The 20,540-nt window shown below is 46.4% G+C and carries 23 protein-coding genes; 9 read left to right on the top strand and 14 right to left on the bottom strand.

The window, feature by feature from the left end; all coding sequences use genetic code 11:
• Window positions 1-10: 10 nt before the first annotated feature.
• The 3 genes from ACE1CM_RS07470 (at window position 11) to ACE1CM_RS07460 (ending at window position 3,448) form a co-directional block, all read left to right on the top strand.
• Window positions 11-754 (top strand): hypothetical protein, encoded by a 744-nt coding sequence (locus ACE1CM_RS07470; protein ID WP_374876774.1) that lies wholly within the window; start codon window positions 11-13, stop codon window positions 752-754.
• Window positions 755-775: 21 nt separating this feature from the next.
• Window positions 776-1,747 (top strand): DUF1822 family protein, encoded by a 972-nt coding sequence (locus tag ACE1CM_RS07465; protein ID WP_374876773.1) that lies wholly within the window; start codon window positions 776-778, stop codon window positions 1,745-1,747.
• A 168-nt stretch (window positions 1,748-1,915) separates the two neighbouring features.
• Window positions 1,916-3,448, top strand: coding sequence for a CHAT domain-containing protein (locus ACE1CM_RS07460; RefSeq protein WP_374876772.1), 1,533 nt, complete (start codon window positions 1,916-1,918; stop codon window positions 3,446-3,448).
• Window positions 3,449-3,813: 365 nt separating this feature from the next.
• On the opposite strand, the gene ACE1CM_RS07455 is transcribed toward ACE1CM_RS07460, so the two are convergent.
• Entirely contained in the window at window positions 3,814-4,098 is a 285-nt protein-coding gene (locus tag ACE1CM_RS07455; RefSeq protein ID WP_374876771.1) for a WGxxGxxG family protein, read from the bottom strand.
• 486 nt (window positions 4,099-4,584) lie between these two features.
• Between ACE1CM_RS07455 and ACE1CM_RS07450 the strand changes: the two genes are divergently transcribed.
• On the top strand, window positions 4,585-5,793 hold the full coding sequence (locus tag ACE1CM_RS07450) for an RNA-guided endonuclease InsQ/TnpB family protein (protein WP_374876770.1): 1,209 nt from the start codon (window positions 4,585-4,587) through the stop codon (window positions 5,791-5,793).
• A 5-nt stretch (window positions 5,794-5,798) separates the two neighbouring features.
• Here the strand turns inward: ACE1CM_RS07450 and ACE1CM_RS07445 are convergent, their stop codons facing one another.
• The 3 genes from ACE1CM_RS07445 to ACE1CM_RS07435 form a co-directional block, all read right to left on the bottom strand.
• The gene (locus tag ACE1CM_RS07445) at window positions 5,799-6,446 is read right to left on the bottom strand and encodes a response regulator transcription factor (protein WP_374876769.1); all 648 of its coding nucleotides are present in this window, start codon (window positions 6,444-6,446) and stop codon (window positions 5,799-5,801) included.
• Window positions 6,443-7,423, bottom strand: coding sequence for a S1C family serine protease (locus ACE1CM_RS07440; RefSeq protein WP_374876768.1), 981 nt, complete (start codon window positions 7,421-7,423; stop codon window positions 6,443-6,445). The genes ACE1CM_RS07445 and ACE1CM_RS07440 overlap by 4 nt, the downstream gene beginning before the upstream one ends.
• A 69-nt stretch (window positions 7,424-7,492) precedes the next feature.
• On the bottom strand, window positions 7,493-8,416 hold the full coding sequence (locus ACE1CM_RS07435) for a S1C family serine protease (protein ID WP_374876766.1): 924 nt from the start codon (window positions 8,414-8,416) through the stop codon (window positions 7,493-7,495).
• A gap of 39 nt (window positions 8,417-8,455) precedes the next feature.
• On the opposite strand from ACE1CM_RS07435, the gene ACE1CM_RS07430 reads away from it, so the two are divergent.
• From ACE1CM_RS07430 to ACE1CM_RS07420, 3 genes are all read left to right on the top strand, one after another.
• The gene (locus tag ACE1CM_RS07430) at window positions 8,456-8,635 is read left to right on the top strand and encodes a hypothetical protein (protein ID WP_374876765.1); all 180 of its coding nucleotides are present in this window, start codon (window positions 8,456-8,458) and stop codon (window positions 8,633-8,635) included.
• A 160-nt stretch (window positions 8,636-8,795) separates the two neighbouring features.
• Entirely contained in the window at window positions 8,796-9,311 is a 516-nt protein-coding gene (locus ACE1CM_RS07425; RefSeq protein ID WP_374876764.1) for a GNAT family N-acetyltransferase, read from the top strand.
• A gap of 3 nt (window positions 9,312-9,314) precedes the next feature.
• Window positions 9,315-10,157: a GNAT family N-acetyltransferase gene (locus ACE1CM_RS07420; protein ID WP_374876763.1), complete on the top strand. Its 843-nt coding sequence runs from the start codon at window positions 9,315-9,317 to the stop codon at window positions 10,155-10,157.
• Window positions 10,158-10,222: 65 nt separating this feature from the next.
• Here ACE1CM_RS07420 and ACE1CM_RS07415 read toward each other — a convergent pair whose 3' ends face one another.
• On the bottom strand, window positions 10,223-10,417 hold the full coding sequence (locus ACE1CM_RS07415; protein WP_374876762.1) for a hypothetical protein: 195 nt from the start codon (window positions 10,415-10,417) through the stop codon (window positions 10,223-10,225).
• A 402-nt stretch (window positions 10,418-10,819) separates the two neighbouring features.
• Between ACE1CM_RS07415 and ACE1CM_RS07410 the strand changes: the two genes are divergently transcribed.
• On the top strand, window positions 10,820-11,644 hold the full coding sequence (locus ACE1CM_RS07410) for a cyanophycinase (RefSeq protein ID WP_374876761.1): 825 nt from the start codon (window positions 10,820-10,822) through the stop codon (window positions 11,642-11,644).
• 193 nt (window positions 11,645-11,837) lie between these two features.
• On the opposite strand, the gene ACE1CM_RS07405 is transcribed toward ACE1CM_RS07410, so the two are convergent.
• Complete coding sequence (locus tag ACE1CM_RS07405) at window positions 11,838-12,104, bottom strand: ADP-ribosylglycohydrolase family protein (RefSeq protein WP_374876760.1); 267 nt, start codon at window positions 12,102-12,104, stop codon at window positions 11,838-11,840.
• Between the two features lie 145 nt (window positions 12,105-12,249).
• On the opposite strand from ACE1CM_RS07405, the gene ACE1CM_RS07400 reads away from it, so the two are divergent.
• Window positions 12,250-13,665, top strand: a complete 1,416-nt coding sequence (locus ACE1CM_RS07400) for a hypothetical protein (protein WP_374876759.1) — start codon at window positions 12,250-12,252, stop codon at window positions 13,663-13,665.
• A gap of 76 nt (window positions 13,666-13,741) precedes the next feature.
• Here the strand turns inward: ACE1CM_RS07400 and ACE1CM_RS07395 are convergent, their stop codons facing one another.
• The 8 genes from ACE1CM_RS07395 to ACE1CM_RS07360 all read right to left on the bottom strand — a co-directional run bounded on the left by ACE1CM_RS07395 (window position 13,742) and on the right by ACE1CM_RS07360 (window position 20,514).
• On the bottom strand, window positions 13,742-14,389 hold the full coding sequence (locus ACE1CM_RS07395) for an LON peptidase substrate-binding domain-containing protein (protein ID WP_374876758.1): 648 nt from the start codon (window positions 14,387-14,389) through the stop codon (window positions 13,742-13,744).
• A gap of 124 nt (window positions 14,390-14,513) precedes the next feature.
• On the bottom strand, window positions 14,514-14,822 hold the full coding sequence (rpsJ, locus tag ACE1CM_RS07390; RefSeq protein ID WP_216595738.1) for a 30S ribosomal protein S10: 309 nt from the start codon (window positions 14,820-14,822) through the stop codon (window positions 14,514-14,516).
• Between the two features lie 129 nt (window positions 14,823-14,951).
• A complete protein-coding gene (gene tuf, locus ACE1CM_RS07385) occupies window positions 14,952-16,181 on the bottom strand; it encodes an elongation factor Tu (RefSeq protein WP_374876757.1) in 1,230 nt (409 codons plus the stop codon).
• A 22-nt stretch (window positions 16,182-16,203) separates the two neighbouring features.
• Entirely contained in the window at window positions 16,204-18,279 is a 2,076-nt protein-coding gene (fusA, locus tag ACE1CM_RS07380; RefSeq protein ID WP_374876756.1) for an elongation factor G, read from the bottom strand.
• A 90-nt stretch (window positions 18,280-18,369) separates the two neighbouring features.
• Entirely contained in the window at window positions 18,370-18,840 is a 471-nt protein-coding gene (rpsG, locus tag ACE1CM_RS07375; protein WP_374876755.1) for a 30S ribosomal protein S7, read from the bottom strand.
• Window positions 18,841-19,012: 172 nt separating this feature from the next.
• Entirely contained in the window at window positions 19,013-19,390 is a 378-nt protein-coding gene (gene rpsL, locus ACE1CM_RS07370; RefSeq protein ID WP_226573341.1) for a 30S ribosomal protein S12, read from the bottom strand.
• A 368-nt stretch (window positions 19,391-19,758) separates the two neighbouring features.
• Window positions 19,759-20,088 carry a HesB/IscA family protein gene (locus tag ACE1CM_RS07365; protein WP_374876754.1) on the bottom strand — a complete coding sequence of 110 codons (330 nt, stop codon included), beginning with the start codon at window positions 20,086-20,088 and terminating at the stop codon, window positions 19,759-19,761.
• 6 nt (window positions 20,089-20,094) lie between these two features.
• Window positions 20,095-20,514, bottom strand: a complete 420-nt coding sequence (locus ACE1CM_RS07360; RefSeq protein ID WP_374876753.1) for a cupin domain-containing protein — start codon at window positions 20,512-20,514, stop codon at window positions 20,095-20,097.
• Window positions 20,515-20,540: the final 26 nt, after the last annotated feature.

The raw sequence follows: 20,540 nt of genomic DNA, 5'->3' as shown, positions 1-20,540 counted from the left end.
AAGCACTTCTGTGGAAAAGCAGTTTGTCACTGGTTATTCGGTATCTCAGATGGATAATCTATCTCCAGATCAACTAGATAAGCGGCTGCTAGAGCTAGCTAAGTCAGCTCAACAACACCCATCAGGGAGTAAGGAGCGGCGCATCGCTTTAACTAAGCTAGTTGAAGAAATTAATCGACAATCTAATAGACTTACCCGTCCAAATAGCAATCGATACCCTGCAAATCTTTGTCCAGAAATTTTTGTTATAGCTTTACAAAAAATTTTGTTTTTTATCTATCAACCTGACAATAATATTGATGGTTACAATCCGCAAGAAGGTAAAGTAAGAACCTGGTTGAATGTAAAATTAGATAGGCGATTTTTTAAAGAGTCATATAATGAATTATTGGGAGTAAAAGTCGTGGCAGGACAATTTGTAACAATTCCTAATTTTTCAGATTTAGAGGATTCAGGTTTAAATATTCTCGAAAATATTCCATCACCTGACGAGTCAACATCCTTAACCCAATCTGAAATTATCAAAAAATGTATAGAAGAAGACCCAGAAGGTATTTTCCGAAACGAATGCATCGGTAATAATCCCAGGGCTAACTTTCGAGCTATAGCTTTGAAACGGTTTGAGGGAAACTCTTGGCAAGAAATTTCAGAAGAATTAGGTATTGATGCTCTTTCTACAACGAGTTCATTTTACTCTCGTTGTGTCAAAAAGTTTGCACCCAAAATCAAAGCTTACTTGCAGGAAAACGCTTAACTAAACAGGAGAAACCCAAAAATGAACAACATAGCAGACTCTCTAACATTCACCGTTCCTCTAGCACTGCCAGAACATTTGACAGCGCAACGGTTTTCTGAACAGCAAACTAATCCTCGGAAAATCAAACAAGTTTATCTCAACACCTTGGCTGTTTATGCGGTAGATTTTTACCTGCGTTGCCGGGGAATAGAGACAGATTTGTCAGCGAGCGATAGTTGGGATTTGGTGACGCAGACGCTGATGAATGTTGCTGATTTGGAAATTAAAAATCTCGGCAAGTTAGAATGCCGTCCTGTGTTACCAGACTCTCAATTTTGTCATATTCCGCTTGAAGTTTGGTCAGACAGAATTGGCTATGTAGCTGTAAAGTTGAGCGAATCGCTTAGAGAAGCAACGCTGCTGGGGTTTGTGGAAACCACAACTCAAGAGGAATTACCAGTCAGCGAATTGCGATCGCTCGAAGAGTTGGAAGATTTGCTTGCAGAACTAACAGCGAAAGTTACACCTCGTCAGACACAGGTCAATCAATTACTCCAGTGGTTTGATAATATTTTTGAACCAGGCTGGCAGGCAATAGAAGCTCTGATCGCTCCTCAAGAATTAAGCTTCGTTAGAAACCTAAAAGTGAGACGGGGAAAGGTGATCGATCTTGGAATAGAATTAGCAGGTCATCCCTTCATTTTGATTATCAATCTTTCGCGAGAAAGCGAAGATACTGTGGCAGTTAATTTGCAGGTGTATCCAACAGGAGAGAATAGTTATTTACCTCTAGGACTCAAACTGATTGTACTTGATGAGTCAGAGGAAATTTTCAAAGAAGTTACAGCCAGAACTGCTGATAAATTCATCCAATATCAGTTTGAGGCTGAACTGGGAGATCGATTTGGAGTGAAAGTAGATTGGCAGGGTGTTAGCATTACCGAAGAATTCGCTATCTCAGAGCTTGAACCACCGCCATCACCTTTGTTTATTGCGAATGATGAAACGTAAATCTTTTGATTTTTCGTTCATCAAACCGATTCATTAAGCCTTATTAAGAAAGGTGTAAGATGCGAGTCTCTTACCGGGGCGGTTTACGCTACCGTTACAATATTCTAACCCTTGAAAAATAAGGCTTTGAGCATTGTTTCTTAAGAATAATACTTAAGGGTGCTGGCAATGGGTAAGCTCATCGTACTGGAGATATATGGAGACTTTGAGCATGGATTTGCCGTAAATTTGGCAATTAAGGAAGACAACAAACACACCCCTACTTTAACGAGAAGCGGTAAGTTGCCCAGAAATCCAGATCTTCTCAATCAATATCGCCAATGGCAGTCGCTTTACCGCAACTTAGAGACGTTTTACCGTTCTCTCAAAGAAAAACCGGGACAGGTAACAAACTATTCTCAAAAACCTGAAGCTTTTGCAGCTTGTTCCCAGGCGGCTAAAGCGTTAGAAAAAAGCATGAATACCTGGCTGAAATTGGAAAATCGGTTTCGCGTTATTGAGGACGAATTGTGCCATCAACTGAATTCATCCAAAGATGTGCGAGTGGTGCTGCGAACTTACAACATTTGGCTGCGAAGACTACCTTGGCATCTGTGGGATTTGCCCCTGGAAACCCAACCAGAAATCATCTTCAGTGTACCTGAGTGTGAATTAGTTAAAAAACCAGCTTCACCTTCTGCTAAGGGAAAAGTTAAAATTTTGGCGATTTTTGGCCCTGGCATTAATCCCGAATCAGAGTGGCAAGCTTTGAAAAATTTAGCTCGACAAGCAAAAATAGAATTTCTGATGCAGCCTTCAGTAGAAGAGTTGAACGATCGGCTTTGGGAACAGGGATGGGACATTCTATTTTTTGCTGGACATAGTTTGACTCAACCCGATAGTCAACAGGGAATAATTCAGATTAATGAGGAATATTGGTTAACAATTGATGAATTAAAATACGCTCTGAAGAAAGCTGTAGAAAAAGGTTTACAGCTAGCGATTTTCAACTCTTGCGACGGGTTAGGATTAGCACAACAGCTAGCAGAAGAAGCGATATACTTGCCTTTTGTGATTGTGATGCGGGAACCTGTGCCTGATGAGGTCGCTCCCAAATTTTTTCGGTATTTTTTGGAGGAATATGCCAAGAGGGGAACTGCTTTAGACAGCGCTATACGCAATGCAAGGGAAAGATTACACGGTTTAGAGAAACAATATCCTTGTGCTAGCTGGTTACCTGCATTTTCTCAGAGTTCGGAAAAGGCACCGCTAACTTGGCAGCAATTGCTCAACAGAAACAGCCTGTTTTCACCGCCGTACAGATGGCGCATTCTCCGTACAGTGCTTGTTGCCAGTTTAGTGATAACCTGTTTGCTAATGGGGTCGGAGTGGCAAGAGAGGCTGCGAACATGGGAACTACCAGCTTATAACTCTTTAAAGCCGCTTCTGATTGGAGTGGGGAGTAAGCTAATTTTGATTTGGCCTTGGTGGCGTAATGCTCTTTGGATATGGGTTTGGTCATTAATAGGAGGTTTGCTTGCTTGGCAATCTAAATCGTTAGTAGACCTTGGTGCTTATGCGATCGCACTCGGTATTTTGTACGGACTCTATTTTGTCTTCTTGACGCAAGGCATTATGATACCGCTACTGGCTTCAGCGATAGCTTTATTAATTACTGGTACTTGTTTAACTTTATATATTATCTTTCAATGCCGAGTCTGAATTTCTCGTATATCTGTGAAGGGATACTGCCATTAAATATATTCCACAACTCTTGAGCAAAAAACTATCTTATATCATGTTAGTTTGATTACCCCTAATTAGGACTGACGCGGCGACACGGGGAAAGGGGGACGCTCTGAGTTTTAATTATGGGTGAGTTGCCTGACATCATATTAAGTCGAGTTTTAATCAGGGAAATCTCCCCAGTCAACGCCTCGCATTAACCAGGGATATATGACGTTAGGAACAGGACTTACGCACGAGGATGCCAGAAACCCGGTTTCGACCTTGATCTCTGGTTGCAAAACCAACGATTTTTCGGAGAAACCGGGAACTTGCGCGTAAGTCCTGAGGAATAGAGATATCTACCGTTTGGTGGTATAAGAACCCACTTGATCCGGTTCGCGATAACGCACGGGTTCTTGATTTTTGCGTCCTGCTAAACCAGCTAAACCAATTAAACCCAGTAAACCTAGCCAACCCCAATTAAAATCGTTGTCGTAGTTAACAGCATCAACGCCTTGGCGAGGAGTAGTCGTGTAAGTATCTCCTGGGGTAGTGGTGGTTTGAGCTTGTGCGGGTAAACTTAAAGGTGCAACAGCTAGAGCGGCAGCTAGAAGGCTAGCTTTAGCCATTTTGGTCAATTTCATAATCGTATTTTCCTTTGTCTTCTTGTTGCTACTTTATCGATTCACACCAGAAAATATCCTCAATCTCAGGCGGGAAATAAATGTTTTATTATCTGGCACTAAAGACATAGAAAAATTGGCAGTTCGGTCTATCTTTTTAAATAAAATATGGTTAACATAATATCAACCACAGGAATAGATGGTTTGAAAGTTAAAAGGTTACGCTAGCTGTTTAAAATTATAAAATTGTAAATTAAAACACAGATGAACGGGGTAAAATAGCCAGATTCATCTGAGGTTTTGAAGTTAGCTTGACCCCTCTCTCGCAGCGTGGGATGAATGACTCTGCAATTAAAGTAAAGCGCGTCCCCCGACTGCAAAGCAGCGTGCAAGAAAAAAGGAGCTTCGACAGCGCTTTAATTGCTAGGCCAGTATATCGGGATCTTGCGGCTCTTCCCAAGAAATATGCCTCGTGTTAGAGTGGTTAAGCAAGTACTCTAAATAGTCATGCTGAAAGCTGTAAAAGTCCGAATTTACCCAACAGATGCCCAGCAAGCTCACCTTGCCAGGGCGTTTGGTTGTGTACGTTGGGTCTTCAATCAGTCACTCGCTAAGATCTCTCAAACTTATAAAGAGACGGGTCGCGGTGTTTCAGCAATGGACATGAAGAAACAGATACCGATTTGGAAACAAGAGCATGAATGGCTCTCCCAGTGCTATTCCCAATGCTTGCAGCAATCTGTTTTGAATCTGGGAGCAGCCTTTGGTAACTTCTTTGATGGTCGTACAGGCTATCCCACATTCAAAAATCGACATGGAAGGCAATCGATTCAGTATCCCGCAAATGTCAAAATATTGAACGATCGCGAGATCAAGTTCCCAGGCTCACTGGGAACGGTGCAAGCTAAGATTCATCGCGATCGCATTGGGAAACTGAAAACCGTTACCGTGTCGAAAATGCCCGATGGTCGGTATTATGCTTCTCTGCTACTGGACGATGGTATAGAAAAACCCAAACCTAGTAGCGACGGTAAAGCGATTGGGATTGACTTGGGATTGATTGATTTTGCCGTGACTTCTGACGGTTCCAAATTCAACAATCCAAAGCACCTTAAGAAGTACAAACGTAATCTGAAACGGAAACAGCGTAAGTTATCGCGCAAAAAAGATAAAACTACTGAGGCGCGCCGTAAAGCAAGAATAGCACTGGCAAAAGTGCATTCTAAGATCTCAAGAGTGAGAGAAGACTTCCTTCACAAGCTATCCCGCAAGATAGTAAACGAGAACCAAGTGATTGTGGTAGAAGATCTGGTAGTAAAAAACATGGTGAAAAACCACAACCTGGCTAAATCAATTTCTGATGTGGGTTGGGGAATGTTTTGCACCATGCTCAAGTACAAAGCAGAACAAGAGGGCAAGATTTACCTTGAAGTTGGACGATTTTTCCCATCGTCCCATCTTTGCAATCAAACGTTGTTACCCATTCCAAAGATGGATCTTTCGATGCGTTCTTTCCTTTGTCCTCATTGCCACGATAGAGATGTAAACGCGGCAATTAATATCAGAAATGAAGGCTTGCGGATTTTGGCGTTGGGAACCAGCGCTCCTGCCCTTGGAGGCAATGTAAGACCAAAGAGGTTCGGACGTAAGTCTACGATCGCGGAGGCTGTTGCCGTTGAATTGGGAAGCCTACGCTGCCCTAACGGGTCAGCGTAGGTAGTTCACAGCATAATTAAACCCAGTCGCGCACCCAGGGTAACAGCTTCGGTGCGACTGGAAGCATTGAGTTTGCTCAAAATCGAAGCAACGTGGAATTTAACCGTATGTTCGGATATCCCCAGTCGTCGCGCAATCGTTTTATTTCCCATTCCTTCCGCTAGCATCCCCAAAACTTCGATTTCGCGGGGAGTGAGTGCTTGTAGCGGGGAAGCTGGTAAGGTGCGTGGGGTAGAGGGTAAAGTTGTTTGTAATGTTTCTACCGCATCGGGATGGAGTACAAAAAGTCCGGTAGCAGCAGCAGCAACGGCGGCGATAATTTCGCTTTTGGTTGCGGATCGGGGTAGAATTGCTCGCACGCCCAAGCGTAATGCTTGCGATGTCGAAGTTAGGGAATCGGTGAGGAGTGCGATCGCAGGTAAATCCTCGACATCCATCCCCAAAGCGAACAATTGTTTGAATACCGCTTCGTCTTCAACTCGATCCCAATCCAGGAGTACCACATCGGGCGCATGAGTTTCAATTTGCTGCTGTAGCGCAGTTGGCTGGGTTCCTACACTACCGACTAGGGTAAAATCTGCGTGAGAGAGGAGAATCGTTTCCAAACCAGCACGAGCGATCGCAGAATCCGCAGCAACCAAAACCCGCGTCACGCCGCCTCCGCCTCACTTGCGCCACCCACCATCACATCTGGGCAATAGATCTGTCCTTGGCGAATCAATTCCAGCGGTAGCACATCCCCTGGATTCATTTCCCAAAGCACCCTCACCAAATCATTCGGCGTCCTAAAATAGTCATTCCCAGCTTTAATTAACACATCAAATGGAGCAATCCCCGCCGCAAAAGCAGGACTATTTTTAGTTACCGCCAACACCAACAAACCCAAAATCCGCTGTCTACCTAAACGTACTAACACGGGTTGAGTAGTTACCCCAAGATAAGGACGCGGCGCGTTTTGTTTTTGCCAGAAACTTTCTACCCTATTACTAGGTATCGCCAGCGCCAAACCATTAGCAACCATACTATTAATACCGATAACACGTCCGCGTGCATCAGCCAAAGGTCCACCAGAATTGCCAGGATAAAGTCGGATATCAGCTTGTACCAAATCGGCGAATTTTAGACTTTGGATTCCCAGCAAACGATCCCCCTCCCGTCCCCCTTCAAAACCCTGCAAACGATCCCCCTCCCGTCCCCCTTCAAAAGGGGGAAAGCAGCGAGCCGATTTTGGATTAGAAGGTTGACCAACTGCGTGGATAATTCCAGTAGTAAATGCGCCGACTACACCCAAAGGGTTGCCAACAGCTAACACCAATTCCCCTACTCGTAAATTATCCGAATTAGCGATATTAGCGGCGTGCAAACTAGCAGCATTAACCTTAATAGCAGCCAGGTCCAGCATCGAATTTTTAGCAATAATTCCCCCTGTCAATACTCGCCCATCCCACAACTCAACAGTTGCACTTAAACCGCGAACAACGTGAGCATTGGTGATAATTAATCCATCAGCACGCCAGATCGTACCCGAGCCAACCCCATCACCTCCAGAACGCACTTGAACTGTAGAACATCTCAAACTTTCTGCGACAGAAGCCAACTCATCCGTTAAAGACAAATTAAGACCAGCCATAACCAATCCTAAAATTAAACAAGCCAAACGCTAAAAAAAATCCGTACATCCGTGTCAAAATCCGTGTCGTCATTCTTGTCGCACTCGTTCACCAACAGTTATGCCCAACTCAACCAAAATCCCACCGCGAATAACCCGCGCCTGCATAGTTTTGCCGACACTATCCGAACCAAGCATTGCTAAAACATCATAGGTATCGTTAATCGGATTATCGTCGAGCGATACAATAACATCGCCAAGCAACATGCCAGCTTTATCCGCGGGACCATTCGGTTCGATATTGACAGCGATCGCACCCCCACCAGACGACAAATTTAGCTGCTTTATCAGCACATCTGGCAAGCGCACGGGTTGCATACCCACACCCAAATATCCCCGTTTAATATGTCCCGCTTCTAACAATTGATTCACCACCCGGTTGACGGTAGAAACCGGAATAGTGACATCGCTGCGACGGGATAAACCGGCGGTATTGATACCCACAACGCATCCAGAAGAATCGACTAACGGCCCTCCATCCATACCGGGGTATAAAGTTAGATCGGGTAATAATAATTGGTCGATTTGACCGCCGCGCCAAGTGCGCCAAGCGCCGCCTTTGGCGCTGACTACGCCCCAACTGGCGGTTAAAGAGCGATCGCTTGACCTCCCCAACGCCAGCACTATGTTACCCACTTTAAGCGAGTCCACATCGCCGATCGCAGCAGTAGGGAAATCTATTTCCTCTAACTTCAATACTGCCAAATCCGTACTCGTATCCCTTCCTGCTAAAGTAGCGGTAACCGTGCGATTATCGGGCAAAATAACGGTAATTTCATCATCGCGTCTAATAGTATGGTCAGCAGTAACAATGAAACCAGATCGCCAGTGGACGCCGCTAGAAGTCATCCGCTGTCTAGCATTAATACCAACAACCGCCCCACCTGCGCGTTCAACCGCATCGGCTAAATTATTAGACAATGTAACTATTGCGTTAGATTGATCGGCAGACATTTAACAACTCCATTTGGTAATCGGTAATGGGTAATCGGTATGAACAATTACCAATTACCAATTCCCTACTGTCCTAAGAATGCCGTATTCTCACAGGTAGCGACATCGGTAAAATGGGCAGAAGCATACCTAGAAAAATGGCTAGGGACATTGCTGGACTCACTGTTTACAGCGGCTTGCAGCCGCGTGAGGTATAGCGTTTTCGCGCCTTTTGTGTAGCGGCACCCATAAGGGTGCCGCTACACAAACCAAGGTGTACCTCATCCGAATGAAATCCGCTATAGGCGTAGGTGGTAAAATCTAGCTGCTTTTCTGGAATTGAACGGTGGCAAAATGTAGCTTAATAACTACCACTAAACTTAATGGGAGAGTTAACGCGATGTCACCTGAAATTGAAACCGCCAGACTCAAATTTCGCCCATTTACCCTAGATGATGTGGATGCGCTGCATCAAATGTGGATTCATCCCGATGTGCGTAAATATCTTTGCGATGACAAAGTAATCCCCAGAGAGGAAGTCGCTTCCCTGATTGAAAAAAGTATCGCTTCCTTCCAGACTAATAATTTTGGTGTTTGGGGAGTTTTTCTGCGCGAACAACAAATACTAATAGGTTTCGGAGGCTTTTGGTATTTTCACACGCCGCCAGAATTGGAAATGATTTATGGAGTTGCACCCGAATATTGGAATCGGGGATATGCTACAGAAATTGCCAAAGCCACGATAAAGTACGGTTTTGAACAACTGGGTTTCGATCGCATTGTGGCAAATGCAGATGCGCCTAACCTCGCCTCGTTGCGCGTGATGCAGAAAGCGGGGATGAAGTTTGAGAAGCAAGCAAACATTAACAATCTAGACTTAGTTTTTTATTCAATATCGCGCGCTGAATGGGAGTGATTTATGAAACTGCATCGGTTTGAAGACGCGAGTCAATTTTACCAACAAGTTAAAGACTATCTGCTAAACTACGAAGCCCATCACTGCTTGCTGTTTGGCATCATAGATACTTTAATTAACTATCCGCAAATATCCGACAAAAACCCCTATTTAGCATCCGTAGAAGATGGGGGAAAGGTGGTAGCAGTTGCAGTTAAAACAGCACCGTATGCGGCGGTACTATCAAAGGTAGAGGATTTTGCTGCATTGGAAGCGATCGCATCCAACTTACACGCGCAAAAAGAACCGCTTCCCGGCGTCAATGCTTTGACAGATGAAGCACTTGCATTTGCTCAAACCTGGCAGAAACTAACAGGTGAATCTTATGAGATAGAAATGCAAATGCGAATTCATCAGCTGCAAACCGTCGAACCAATTGCCAAATCAAGCGGTTATTTGCGATTGGCTCTTGAGAGCGAGCGCAACTTATTACTAGAATGGTATAAAGCCTTTGAACTCGACGCACTAGGAGAGAATCAGGAAGAGATCGATCGCATCGTCGATTATCACATCAAACACAATCGAGCCTATATTTGGGAAGATAAAATTTCCGTATCAATGGTTTTTTATGGAGGTTCAACACCCAACGGAAAGCGCATCACGGCGGTATATACTCCACCCGAATACCGCCAAAAAGGTTATGCTACTTCCTGCGTCGCCGCCCTCAGTCAAAACCTGCTCGATAGCGGTTGCAAATACTGCTTTCTCTATACAGATTTAGCCAATCCCACTTCCAATCACATCTATCATACCATTGGTTATCGACCCGTCAGCGATTGGAGCAACTATTCATTTATCAAGCATTAAGTAAAGGCGGGTTTTACAGACATTTTAGATAAACCCGCCCCCAGCTCAATCCAAAATCTAAAAACCTATGAACCCCGAAGCAAATTCCATACCTGTTCGTCAGTAAAATCCGGATCAACATTAAACGCCCCTGCTGCCAACACCAGAGGATTGTGAGTAGAAGCAATCCCAATAGTCAAAATACCCGCACCCACAGCACAACGAATTCCCGATGGAGAATCCTCAAAAACCAACCCTTGCTCTGGAGCAATATCTAACAAAAGTCCAGGACTTCTGATTTTGGAATTATTGCTAGCGGCTAATAGCGTTCCCAGGCTCTGCCTTGGTCACGAGGCTAATGGCGAGATTGGTAAAAATCCTATATTAGCAGTTAGCAATTAGCAATTAGCACCGCCCTTGTTTATAACTAGCAACTTGCCGCCTAACGAGACTCCGGTCAGCTTGTGGGACACTTGGGATTTCAGAGGACTTTGGAGTCATCCGGTAGTGAGTTCTCAGGCATTGCCACCTAATAACTTGCCACTATCCTACCCTGTGTCGTGGCAAGTCCACCCCCGGTAGCCAAATTACTGGGGATTCTGTATAAGAATCTACCGTTTGGCTCTTTCCCACGATTCGATTGTGATGTTTTCTTAAAAGAAGACTTCAAAAATGGAGCTTGTATGACTGACGATAAGCGCGGGCAATTACTAATCATCGGCGGTGCAGAAGAAAAAGAAGGCGAATGCAGAATCCTGCGGGAATTCGTGCGACGCGCCGGAGGTACCAAAGCTCGCATTGCAATTATGACAGCTGCCACCAGCTTGCCCAGAGAAGTAGGAGACGACTACACCAGAATCTTTGAGCGTCTGGGGGCCGAAGAGGTTAAAGTAATTGACACCGAATATCGAGAAGATGCAGATAAACCAGACTACTTAGAATTGATTGAACAAGCAACTGGCGTATTTTTTACTGGAGGAGATCAAGCTCGCATCATCAGCTTAATTAAAGACACCAAACTCGATACAGCAATTCACAGGCGTTACGCTGAAGGAATTGTAGTCGCAGGCACAAGCGCCGGTGCTGCCATGATGCCAGATGTAATGATTATTGAAGGAGACTCCGAGACAAATCCTCGCGCTGATACTGTGGCAATGGGTCCTGGTATGGGCTTCCTTCCGGGAATTGTAGTCGATCAGCATTTCTCCCAGCGCGGACGTCTGGGACGCTTAATTGCAGCCTTGGTACAGCAACCAGCCGTCTTGGGAATCGGTATTGACGAAAATACAGCCGTAGCAGTCAAGGGCAACAAATTTGAAGTCATTGGGGCTGGCTCTGTTACCGTTGTTGATGACTCGGAAATCACCCATAGCAACGCCGATGATGTCTTGAAAGACGAACCGATGGCAATTTGCGGCGCGAGGCTTCATATTCTTCCCCACGGCTATGGATTTGACCTAGAAAAGCGCAAGGCTATCCTTGATAGAGTTGCTGCCCCAGTTGCCTAAATCGCAAAGGTGCTAATAGCTAATGGCTCCAAAAACCATTAGCTATTAACTCAAGTTGCTAGTTATCTCTCTCACAGCGGCTAATGGCTAATGGCTAATGGCGAGATTGGTAAAAATCCTATATTAGCAATTAGCAATTAGCAAGCTTGCAACGCGCTTGTTTATAACTAGCAACTTGCGTTATTAGCTCGAGTCACCAAAACCGCAATCTAATCCCCAAATCTTGCTTAAATATATCGACATTTCCCGCCGAAACAATCAGCAATTGAGCAACCATACAAGTATATTCCGTATCATCCAAAATCATCCCTCTACCAAACAAAAATTGAGATTGATTCAAATGCGGATAAAGACGAACTAGCCGACGCTTACTTAACCCTTCATAAAACAATCCAAAACCATCACCCACAGCAGTTCCAACCAAACAGCCAACAATTGACTCACAAGTTCGAGATCGCATTTAAACATCAAAAAATCTCTCTCTACTCTCCTCTCTGCGTCCTCTGCGTCTCTGTGGTTCAATTAAAAAGAAAATTTTTGTAAAGTCAGAAACTTTTGACAAATCAGATCTGTCTGACTGCCTACATCCTTAAAAAACTTATCCTATGGTTGAAATAGCCCAAGGTATTCCAGGGTTACCCGATCTTACCCAACCAACCCAATTAATTGAATTTGGCAAACAGCTACTTCGTACATTCCTAATTTTAACTGGTTTAGTAGGAGTACTAGGAATAGCGATCGCTCTCCTAAGTTTCTCCCTCCGCCGCGACGAACCCGAACAAGCCATTTTCATCGGCGAATGGCTCTTCCGCTACTCAGTATTGCTACGAGGATTGCAACATACAGCCTTAATTTTAATCCTCTTAGTGGGCGGATTTTTTCTCTGCTCAACCTTAAGCACTCGCTACCACTTTTGGGAACAAGCACGAGTAGCTAAAGTCGCCGAAACTGTCGCCGGAGAACGTTTAGAACAACCAGCACCCCAATTGCGCTACGTTATTAGCGCGCCCTATACTTACAATACTCAAGTAGGTGACAGGCTTGTCCGAGTCCAGGAAAAGCGAGCAATTAATCGCTTTCTCGCACTCACCGGATCGCAAATTGAGGTTAAAATTGACCAATTCCCAGACCCCCAAAAGCAGGGTCGAGCAATTTATCTTTTAGATTTTAGCGCTGACTATCAAGCAACGAATCGTCTAAACCAAGCTGAGAATTTTTTCTTTGAAATTTCCCCACCCAACGGTTACTCTCTATTACAAAATTTTAAGGTAGAGCGAAACGGTACAAGACTGCAACCCAAAAATCCAGGGGAATATAGCTTTCCTTTCCGCCTCCAACCTAACGAAAAAACTCGCTTTAGAGTCACCTATAAAGCTCAAGGCGCGCCGCGTTGGGTTTATAATGCTAGCGGGCAACTACTTTCCAATTTTCGCCTCAGCGTACTGGCTAATTTCCCCGCAGCCGATTTTGCTAGCGGTATCGTTCCTACTGAGAGCAAAGAAGAAGCAAAAGGCACACGCTTTACCTGGGTATTTGACGATAATGTTTCCGTCCTCAACCCCTTCGGAGTATTTACAGCGATTAAACCGGCTCAGAATACGGGTATTTTACCCCGCTTGCTGATACTGGCTCCAGCTTTATTCCTGTGGTGGTTATTGTTACTGTACTTATCCCTACCGATGAGTTTACGAGATGTCGCGATCGCTGGCGCTACCTTCTTCGCCTGCATCCTGGCTTTAACATATCTCAGCCGCTTTGTCAATGCCCAAATAGCGTGGACAGGTATTTCCCTTGTCCTGCTAGCCCTAGCCTGGGGATTGGGGTCAAATCGTCGCGTCCACCTCGCCGCCGTTATTTGTAGCATTGCCGGGGCAATTTTGCCCGTTTTAGGGCTATTAGTCGCCTACAGCGGTCTAACTCTTAGCCTAGCGGGGCTGCTTTCGGTCATATGGCTCGCCGTTCGTCACTGGTATAATTTATATCCTTTAACTTCAGGATATTCAATTACTCGATCCGAGTAAGGGCGAGAGGTAGATTGGCAAAATCATTACCAATTACCAATTACCCTCGTTCCCTGGCTCCTGCCTGGAAACGCCATTAGCTACTTTTCAGCGTATCTTTTAGCACAGTCCGAGCCGCCAGATGATTGCGCGTGGAAGTGAGAATTTCCGCTTCCCGCTCCAGTCGCGCCGCAGTATCTTGCATTTCTAGCATTGCCTGTTGCTCTAATGCCACGCCAGCGAGATTGCTGGCGACCCAGTAAGATAATTCTCTAGGCAGACTGGGGATATCATCGGGTAATTCGATATTTTGCTCGGTCAACTTAGCCGAAAGACGTACCACATCCCGCAGCAGTTGTTCTACTTCCGCTGCTAAAGGAACCAAGTTCTTCTGTGGCGGCGTATCTTCGAGCCATTCCACCAAGCCGACTCGGTAAGGTTTTTCTCGGACATACTCCAGGACGCGGAACCGCTGCTGTCCTAAGGTTAATATCTTCATGCGATCGTCTGGGAGACGCTGGTATCTAATAATTTCGGCACAGCACCCCACATCGGCGGGTTGTCCCTTAACCTGATCCCACAGCAGAATCCCGAAGCGGCGATCGCTTTCCAGAATCGTGTTCATCAAGATTCTGTAACGAAACTCAAAAATGTGTAGAGGCAGCGGTCTACCTGGAAATAAAACTACTTCCGGCAACGGGAACAGAGGAAGCTCTCTAACAGCAATTGAGGAAGAGGATGCCATAGTACAGAAAGTAAAGGCGCTTATTTACTTACTTTAACGGATCTGCTCCTAAAAAAGGTAATAAAGTAACCAGCCCTTGAGCATTAGCACTCAAGGGCTACCCTTGCCAACTTGCCAGTTTTGCTTACAGCTTCACTTCAATATCTACGCCAGCTGGCAGGTCGAGCTTCATCAAAGCATCAATCGTTTTAGAAGAAGGCTGGTAAATATCAATAATGCGGCGATGGGTGCGCGTTTCAAAATGTTCCCGCGAATCTTTATCAACGTGGGGCGAGCGCAGCACGCAGTAAATACGGCGTTTAGTCGGCAGGGGAATCGGGCCGATTGCTGTAGCGTTTGTCCGATTTGCCGTATCTACAATCTTTTCACAAGATGTATCTAGCAAGCGCCGGTCGAAAGCCTTGAGTCGAATGCGAATTTTTTGCTGTTGAATCGTTGCCATTTTCAGTTTTCCAGGTTCGGTTGAAAACGATTATTTTTGTTTTTCCAGAAGCCATAGCAGAAAAGCACCCTTCCCAAACGGTTAGTTGCCTTTCTGCTCTTAGATTAAAAACGAAAGTGTCTACTTGAGGATCTTCGAGACGACACCTGCACCGATGGTGCGACCGCCTTCGCGAATAGCAAAGCGCATACCTTGCTCAATGGCGATCGCGTTGATTAACTGCACAGTCATTTTAATCCGGTCACCGGGCATCACCATTTCGGCTTCGCTCCCACTATCTGACGTGAATGCTGATATCGTTCCGGTTACGTCGGTTGTCCGCACGTAGAACTGAGGACGGTACCCAGGGAAGAAAGGAGTCTTGCGACCGCCTTCTTTTTCGGTCAAAACGTACACTTCACCTTCAAATTCAGTGTGAGGCGTGATCGAACCCGGCTTGGCAATCACCATCCCGCGCTCGATGTCGGCCTTTTGGATACCCCGCAGCAGGATACCGGCGTTGTCACCAGCCATCCCTTCCTCAAGGCTCTTCTTAAACATCTCGATCCCAGTAACGGTGGTGCTACGGGTAGCTTTAATGCCGACCAGTTCCACGTTGTCACCGATTTTAACCTTACCCCGCTCAATCCGACCTGTAGCTACAGTTCCACGACCTGTGATAGAGAACACGTCTTCTACAGCCATCAGGAACGGTTTATCAATATCCCGTTCGGGAGTTGGGATATAAGCATCTACAGCGTCCATTAACGCGTAGATTTTATCTACCCACTTATTCTCACCCCGTGCTGTCTTGGGATTAGCAACCATTGCTTCCAGCGCTTGCAGACCAGAGCCGATCACAACTGGAATATCATCCCCAGGGAATTGGTAGCTAGACAGTAACTCACGGACTTCCAATTCTACCAGTTCCAGGAGTTCTGCGTCATCCACCATGTCTTCTTTATTTAAGAAGACCACCAGACTGGGAACACCTACCTGTCTTGCCAAGAGGATGTGTTCGCGGGTTTGAGGCATAGGACCATCAGCCGCAGAAACTACCAGAATAGCACCGTCCATTTGAGCAGCACCCGTGATCATGTTCTTCACATAGTCCGCGTGCCCGGGGCAATCCACGTGAGCATAGTGCCGTTTTGCGGTTTCATACTCTACGTGAGCGGTGTTGATGGTAATACCCCGTGCCTTTTCTTCTGGCGCCGCATCAATTTCATCGTATTTTTTTGCCTGCGCCTGACCAAGAGCTGCCAAGGTCATGGTGATGGCTGCTGTTAAGGTTGTTTTACCGTGGTCAACGTGACCAATAGTACCGATGTTGACGTGGGGTTTATTCCGTTCAAACTTTGCGCGTGCCATGAATGCTAATTTCCTTTACTAACTAAGAGTTCCCTTTGCTCTTGGCGATGATGGCTTCAGCCACGTTCTTAGGCACTTCATCGTAGTGGCTGAACTCCATCGAGAAGATGCCTCGGCCTTGGGTCATAGACCGGATATCTGTAGCATATCCAAACATCTCTGCCAGTGGGACTTTAGTGGTCACCTTAGCCAGACCCTGTTCGACTTCTTGAGCTTCGATTTGACCCCTACGGGAAATCAGGTTTCCCATTACAGTCCCCAGGTATGCTTCCGGTACTTCCACCTCAACTTTCATCATAGGCTCCAACAGTACCGGCGAAGCCTTATTGACTGCCTCTTTAATTGCCATTGAGCCAGCAATCTTAAAGGCCATTTCTGACGAGTCTACTTCGTGGTATGAGCCATCCACCAAGGTTGCTTTCAGGTCAATTACCGGATATCCAGCCAAAATACCGGATTCGCAGGTTTCCTTGATCCCTTGCTCTATGGGTCCTATGTATTCTTTAGGTACAGTACCCCCAACGATCTTGGAGACGAATTCAAAGCCGCTACCGGGATCTCCTGGTGCCACTTCGATCACGGCGTGACCGTACTGACCTTTACCACCGCTCTGGCGGATAAATTTCCCTTCTGCTCTCACCGCTTTGCGGATTGTTTCGCGGTAAGCCACCTGCGGCGCACCGACGTTTGCTTCTACCTTGAACTCCCGCAGCATCCGGTCAACTAGGATTTCCAGGTGCAACTCGCCCATCCCGGCAATCACCGTTTGGTTGGTTTCCTGGTCGATATTGACTCTGAAGGTGGGGTCTTCTTCCGACAGGGATTGGAGTGCTTTGGATAGCTTCTCCATATCCTGTTTGGTCTTTGGTTCCACCGCCACCGATATCACTGGTTCGGGGATGAACAGGGACTCCAGAATCACTGGCGAGCCTTCTTCGCAGATCGTATCGCCGGTAAAGGTGTCTTTCAGCCCCAAAATCGCACCCAGATCTCCCGCTCGCAGTTCTTCAACTTCGATCCGTTCATCTGCTTTTAATACGATCAGGCGGGATACCCGTTCCTTCTTACCCTTGGTGGCGTTCAGGACGTAGCTGCCTTTCTTGAGTACGCCCGAGTAAACGCGAATAAAGGTGAGGCGACCGTAGGGGTCTGCCATAATCTTGAAGGCCAACGCTGACAGTGGTTCTTCGTCGGAGGCTCTCCGCTCTACCTCAGCGCCATCTGGCTTGGTTCCCTTAATCGCCGGAATGTCAATTGGGGCGGGTAGGTAATCGATCACCGCATCCAACAGCGGCTGTACGCCTTTATTCTTAAAGGCCGACCCGCACAGCATCGGAACGATCGTGCCATCGATCGTGCCTTTGCGTAGGGCTTGCTTGATTTCCTCTTCAGTAAATTCTTCGCCTTCGAGATATTTTTCCGTCAAGACATCATCGGTTTCGGCTACTGCTTCCACCAGCTTGAGGCGAAACTCTTCTGCTTTTGCTTGCAGATCGGCTGGAATATCTGTTTCTGTGATTTCTTTGCCGACATCGTCTTTATAGATCAGGGCACGCATCCGCACCAAGTCTACAATTCCCTGGAAGTCGCTTTCCGCTCCAATCGGAAGTTGAATTGGTACTGCGTTGGCTCTCATGCGATCGCGGATCTGGTCGTAAACTTTATAAAAGTTTGCCCCAGTCCGATCCATCTTGTTAACAAAGGCGAACCGAGGCACGTTATACCGATCTGCCTGCCGCCATACTGTCTCAGACTGAGGCTGTACCCCGCCCACCGAGCAGAATACAGCAATTACTCCATCCAAAACCCGCATGGAACGTTCGACTTCAATCGTGAAGTCAACGTGTCCCGGTGTGTCAATAATGTTAATTTGATGGTCTTTCCAGCTGGTGCTGATAGCGGCAGCAGTAATCGTTATTCCTCGCTCCCGCTCTTGTTCCATCCAATCCGTTACTGTGGTTCCTTCATGGACTTCTCCAATCTTGTGAACCAGCCCGGAATAGAATAGAATCCGTTCAGTTGTCGTTGTCTTGCCCGCATCAATGTGGGCGGCAATCCCGATATTGCGTGTTCTTTCAAGCGGGACGGTACGTGCCACGGCTACCTCCTTGGTTAATGCCGCAGTATTGATTTCCTTACTCTCTGTTAAGATTCTATACTTTTTGTGGTCAAGCGGGTTGCCCAAATGCTAATAGCGATAGTGAGCAAAAGCTTTGTTCGCTTCAGCCATCCGGTGGGTTTCTTCCCGCTTGCGAATCGAACTGCCGGTTTGGTTAGCCGCATCCATCAACTCGTTTGCCAATTTCATCGCCATTGAGCGACCCGACCTGGCTCTGGAGTATTGAATCAGCCAGCGCAGTGCCAGGGCTGCACCCCGGTCTGGGCGTACTTCCATCGGCACTTGATATGTAGCGCCACCCACCCGGCGGGCTTTTACTTCCACCAGAGGCGTGGCGTTGCGGACAGCCTGCTCAAACGTTTCTAATGGATCTGAGCCTGTCCGTTCCTCGATAATTTTCATGGCATTGTAAATCACCCTTAATGCCAGTGACTTTTTGCCGTGCCGCATTACCCGTCGCACTAGCATGTTAACTAGACGACTGTTATAGACCGAATCTGGCGGTACGGGACGTTTTTGAGCAACAGTACGACGAGACATATTAAGCCTTCAACAGGAACTTGTTTTTTTTGGCATCAGACTTATATAAAATCCTGTTGCCTATGACTTAGGCACTCCCAAGTTGATTCCGAGCGCAGGCATTGCGCCCAGCAGAATTCAATTTTACAGTCATTTTTGTTAAGACCGTCTCATCTGCTTGGGATGACAGGAATTATTTTTTCTTAGGACGCTTCGTGCCGTACTTAGAACGACCCTGCTTGCGATCCTTGACTCCTGCTGTATCCAAAGTGCCGCGAATAATATGGTATCTGACACCGGGTAAGTCTTTCACCCGACCACCCCGAATCATTACAACCGAGTGTTCTTGCAAATTATGACCAATTCCCGGAATGTACGCCGTTACCTCAAACCCAGATGTGAGGCGCACCCTAGCTACTTTCCGCAGCGCTGAGTTCGGTTTTTTCGGCGTCGTTGTGTAAACTCTTGTACAAACACCACGGCGTTGCGGGCAACTCTTCAACGCTGGCGATTTTGTTTTCTTCTCTATTTTCTGACGTTCAGCACGAATCAATTGCTGGATGGTGGGCATGACCTCTATATCTACAGTTTTTAGCTGTTTTAATTTACCACAAACATTGAATATATCAATTTTGTTAGATTTTTGTCAAGGCAAGGGGGTGGAAAGCCAAGCCAGGAGTTAGGCAAAGAAACTAAGGTGATATGAAAAATCGGGGCTGGGAAACTCCAGCTCGCCGTCAGAAACTAAGGTGATAGGAAAAATCGGGGCTGGGAAACTCCAGCTCGCCGCCAGAAACTAAGGTGATAGGAAAAATCGGGGCTGGGAAACTCCAGCTCGCCGCCAGAAACCGGGTTTCTAAGCTCGTAGTGCGTCAGTCCTGCAAGCAAAAAACCACGCGCAGAGCGCTCGCGTGGCAGTTCAATATTTGCTGCGGCATCTTAACCCTGTATGGAAAAGGAATTACCGCAGCCACAGCTAGTCTTGGCATTGGGGTTATGAAAGCGAAAACCGCCACCCATCATATCTTCCGAGTAATCCAGAGTCAGGCCGTCGATATAGTTGATCTGCTGTTGTGCTACGACCACAGAGAGGCCGTTACAATCGTAAACTCGATCCCCTGGCGCTGGCGTCTCGTCAAATTCCAGGGTGTAGACCATCTCAGCGCAGCCGCCTGGTTGTACCCCCAGGCGAAATAGTGCATTTGGCTTTTGGTGTTTAGACCTGAGACGTTTGATTTCACTGGCGGCTGCTGGACTGAGATTAATCATAAAACTTTACTTTTTGGTGCGGGCGTAGTCGTCTTGAAAGCGCACAATATCATCTTCTCCCAGATATTCTCCATTTTGTACCTCAATTAAAACCAGAGGAATTACACCAGGATTTTCCAGACGGTGGTTGGTGCATTGGGGTACGTAGGTAGACTGATTGCTGCCCAGCATGATTTCTTCTTCGCCGCAAGTTACCTTAGCCGTACCCGAAACTACGATCCAGTGTTCGCTACGGTGGTGGTGCATTTGCAGGCTGAGGCGGTGACCAGGCTTGACTTCAATCCGCTTAATTTTATATCCTCGCCCTTCTTCAAGAATTGTAAAAGAACCCCAAGGCCGCAGTTCTGTGGCGGCAACTGCGTTTGTAGCAGCAGATGTGGGTAGGGCAACTGCGGATACGTGAGAGATTTCTTGAAGCTGAGCCATATATTTTCTCCTAATTACTGGGATCA

This window comes from Microseira sp. BLCC-F43 (genome assembly GCF_041929235.1).
Lineage (GTDB): Bacteria > Cyanobacteriota > Cyanobacteriia > Cyanobacteriales > Aerosakkonemataceae > Microseira.
Note: the sequence above shows the minus strand (reverse complement) of the source record. Positions and strands in the feature narration are given on the sequence as shown.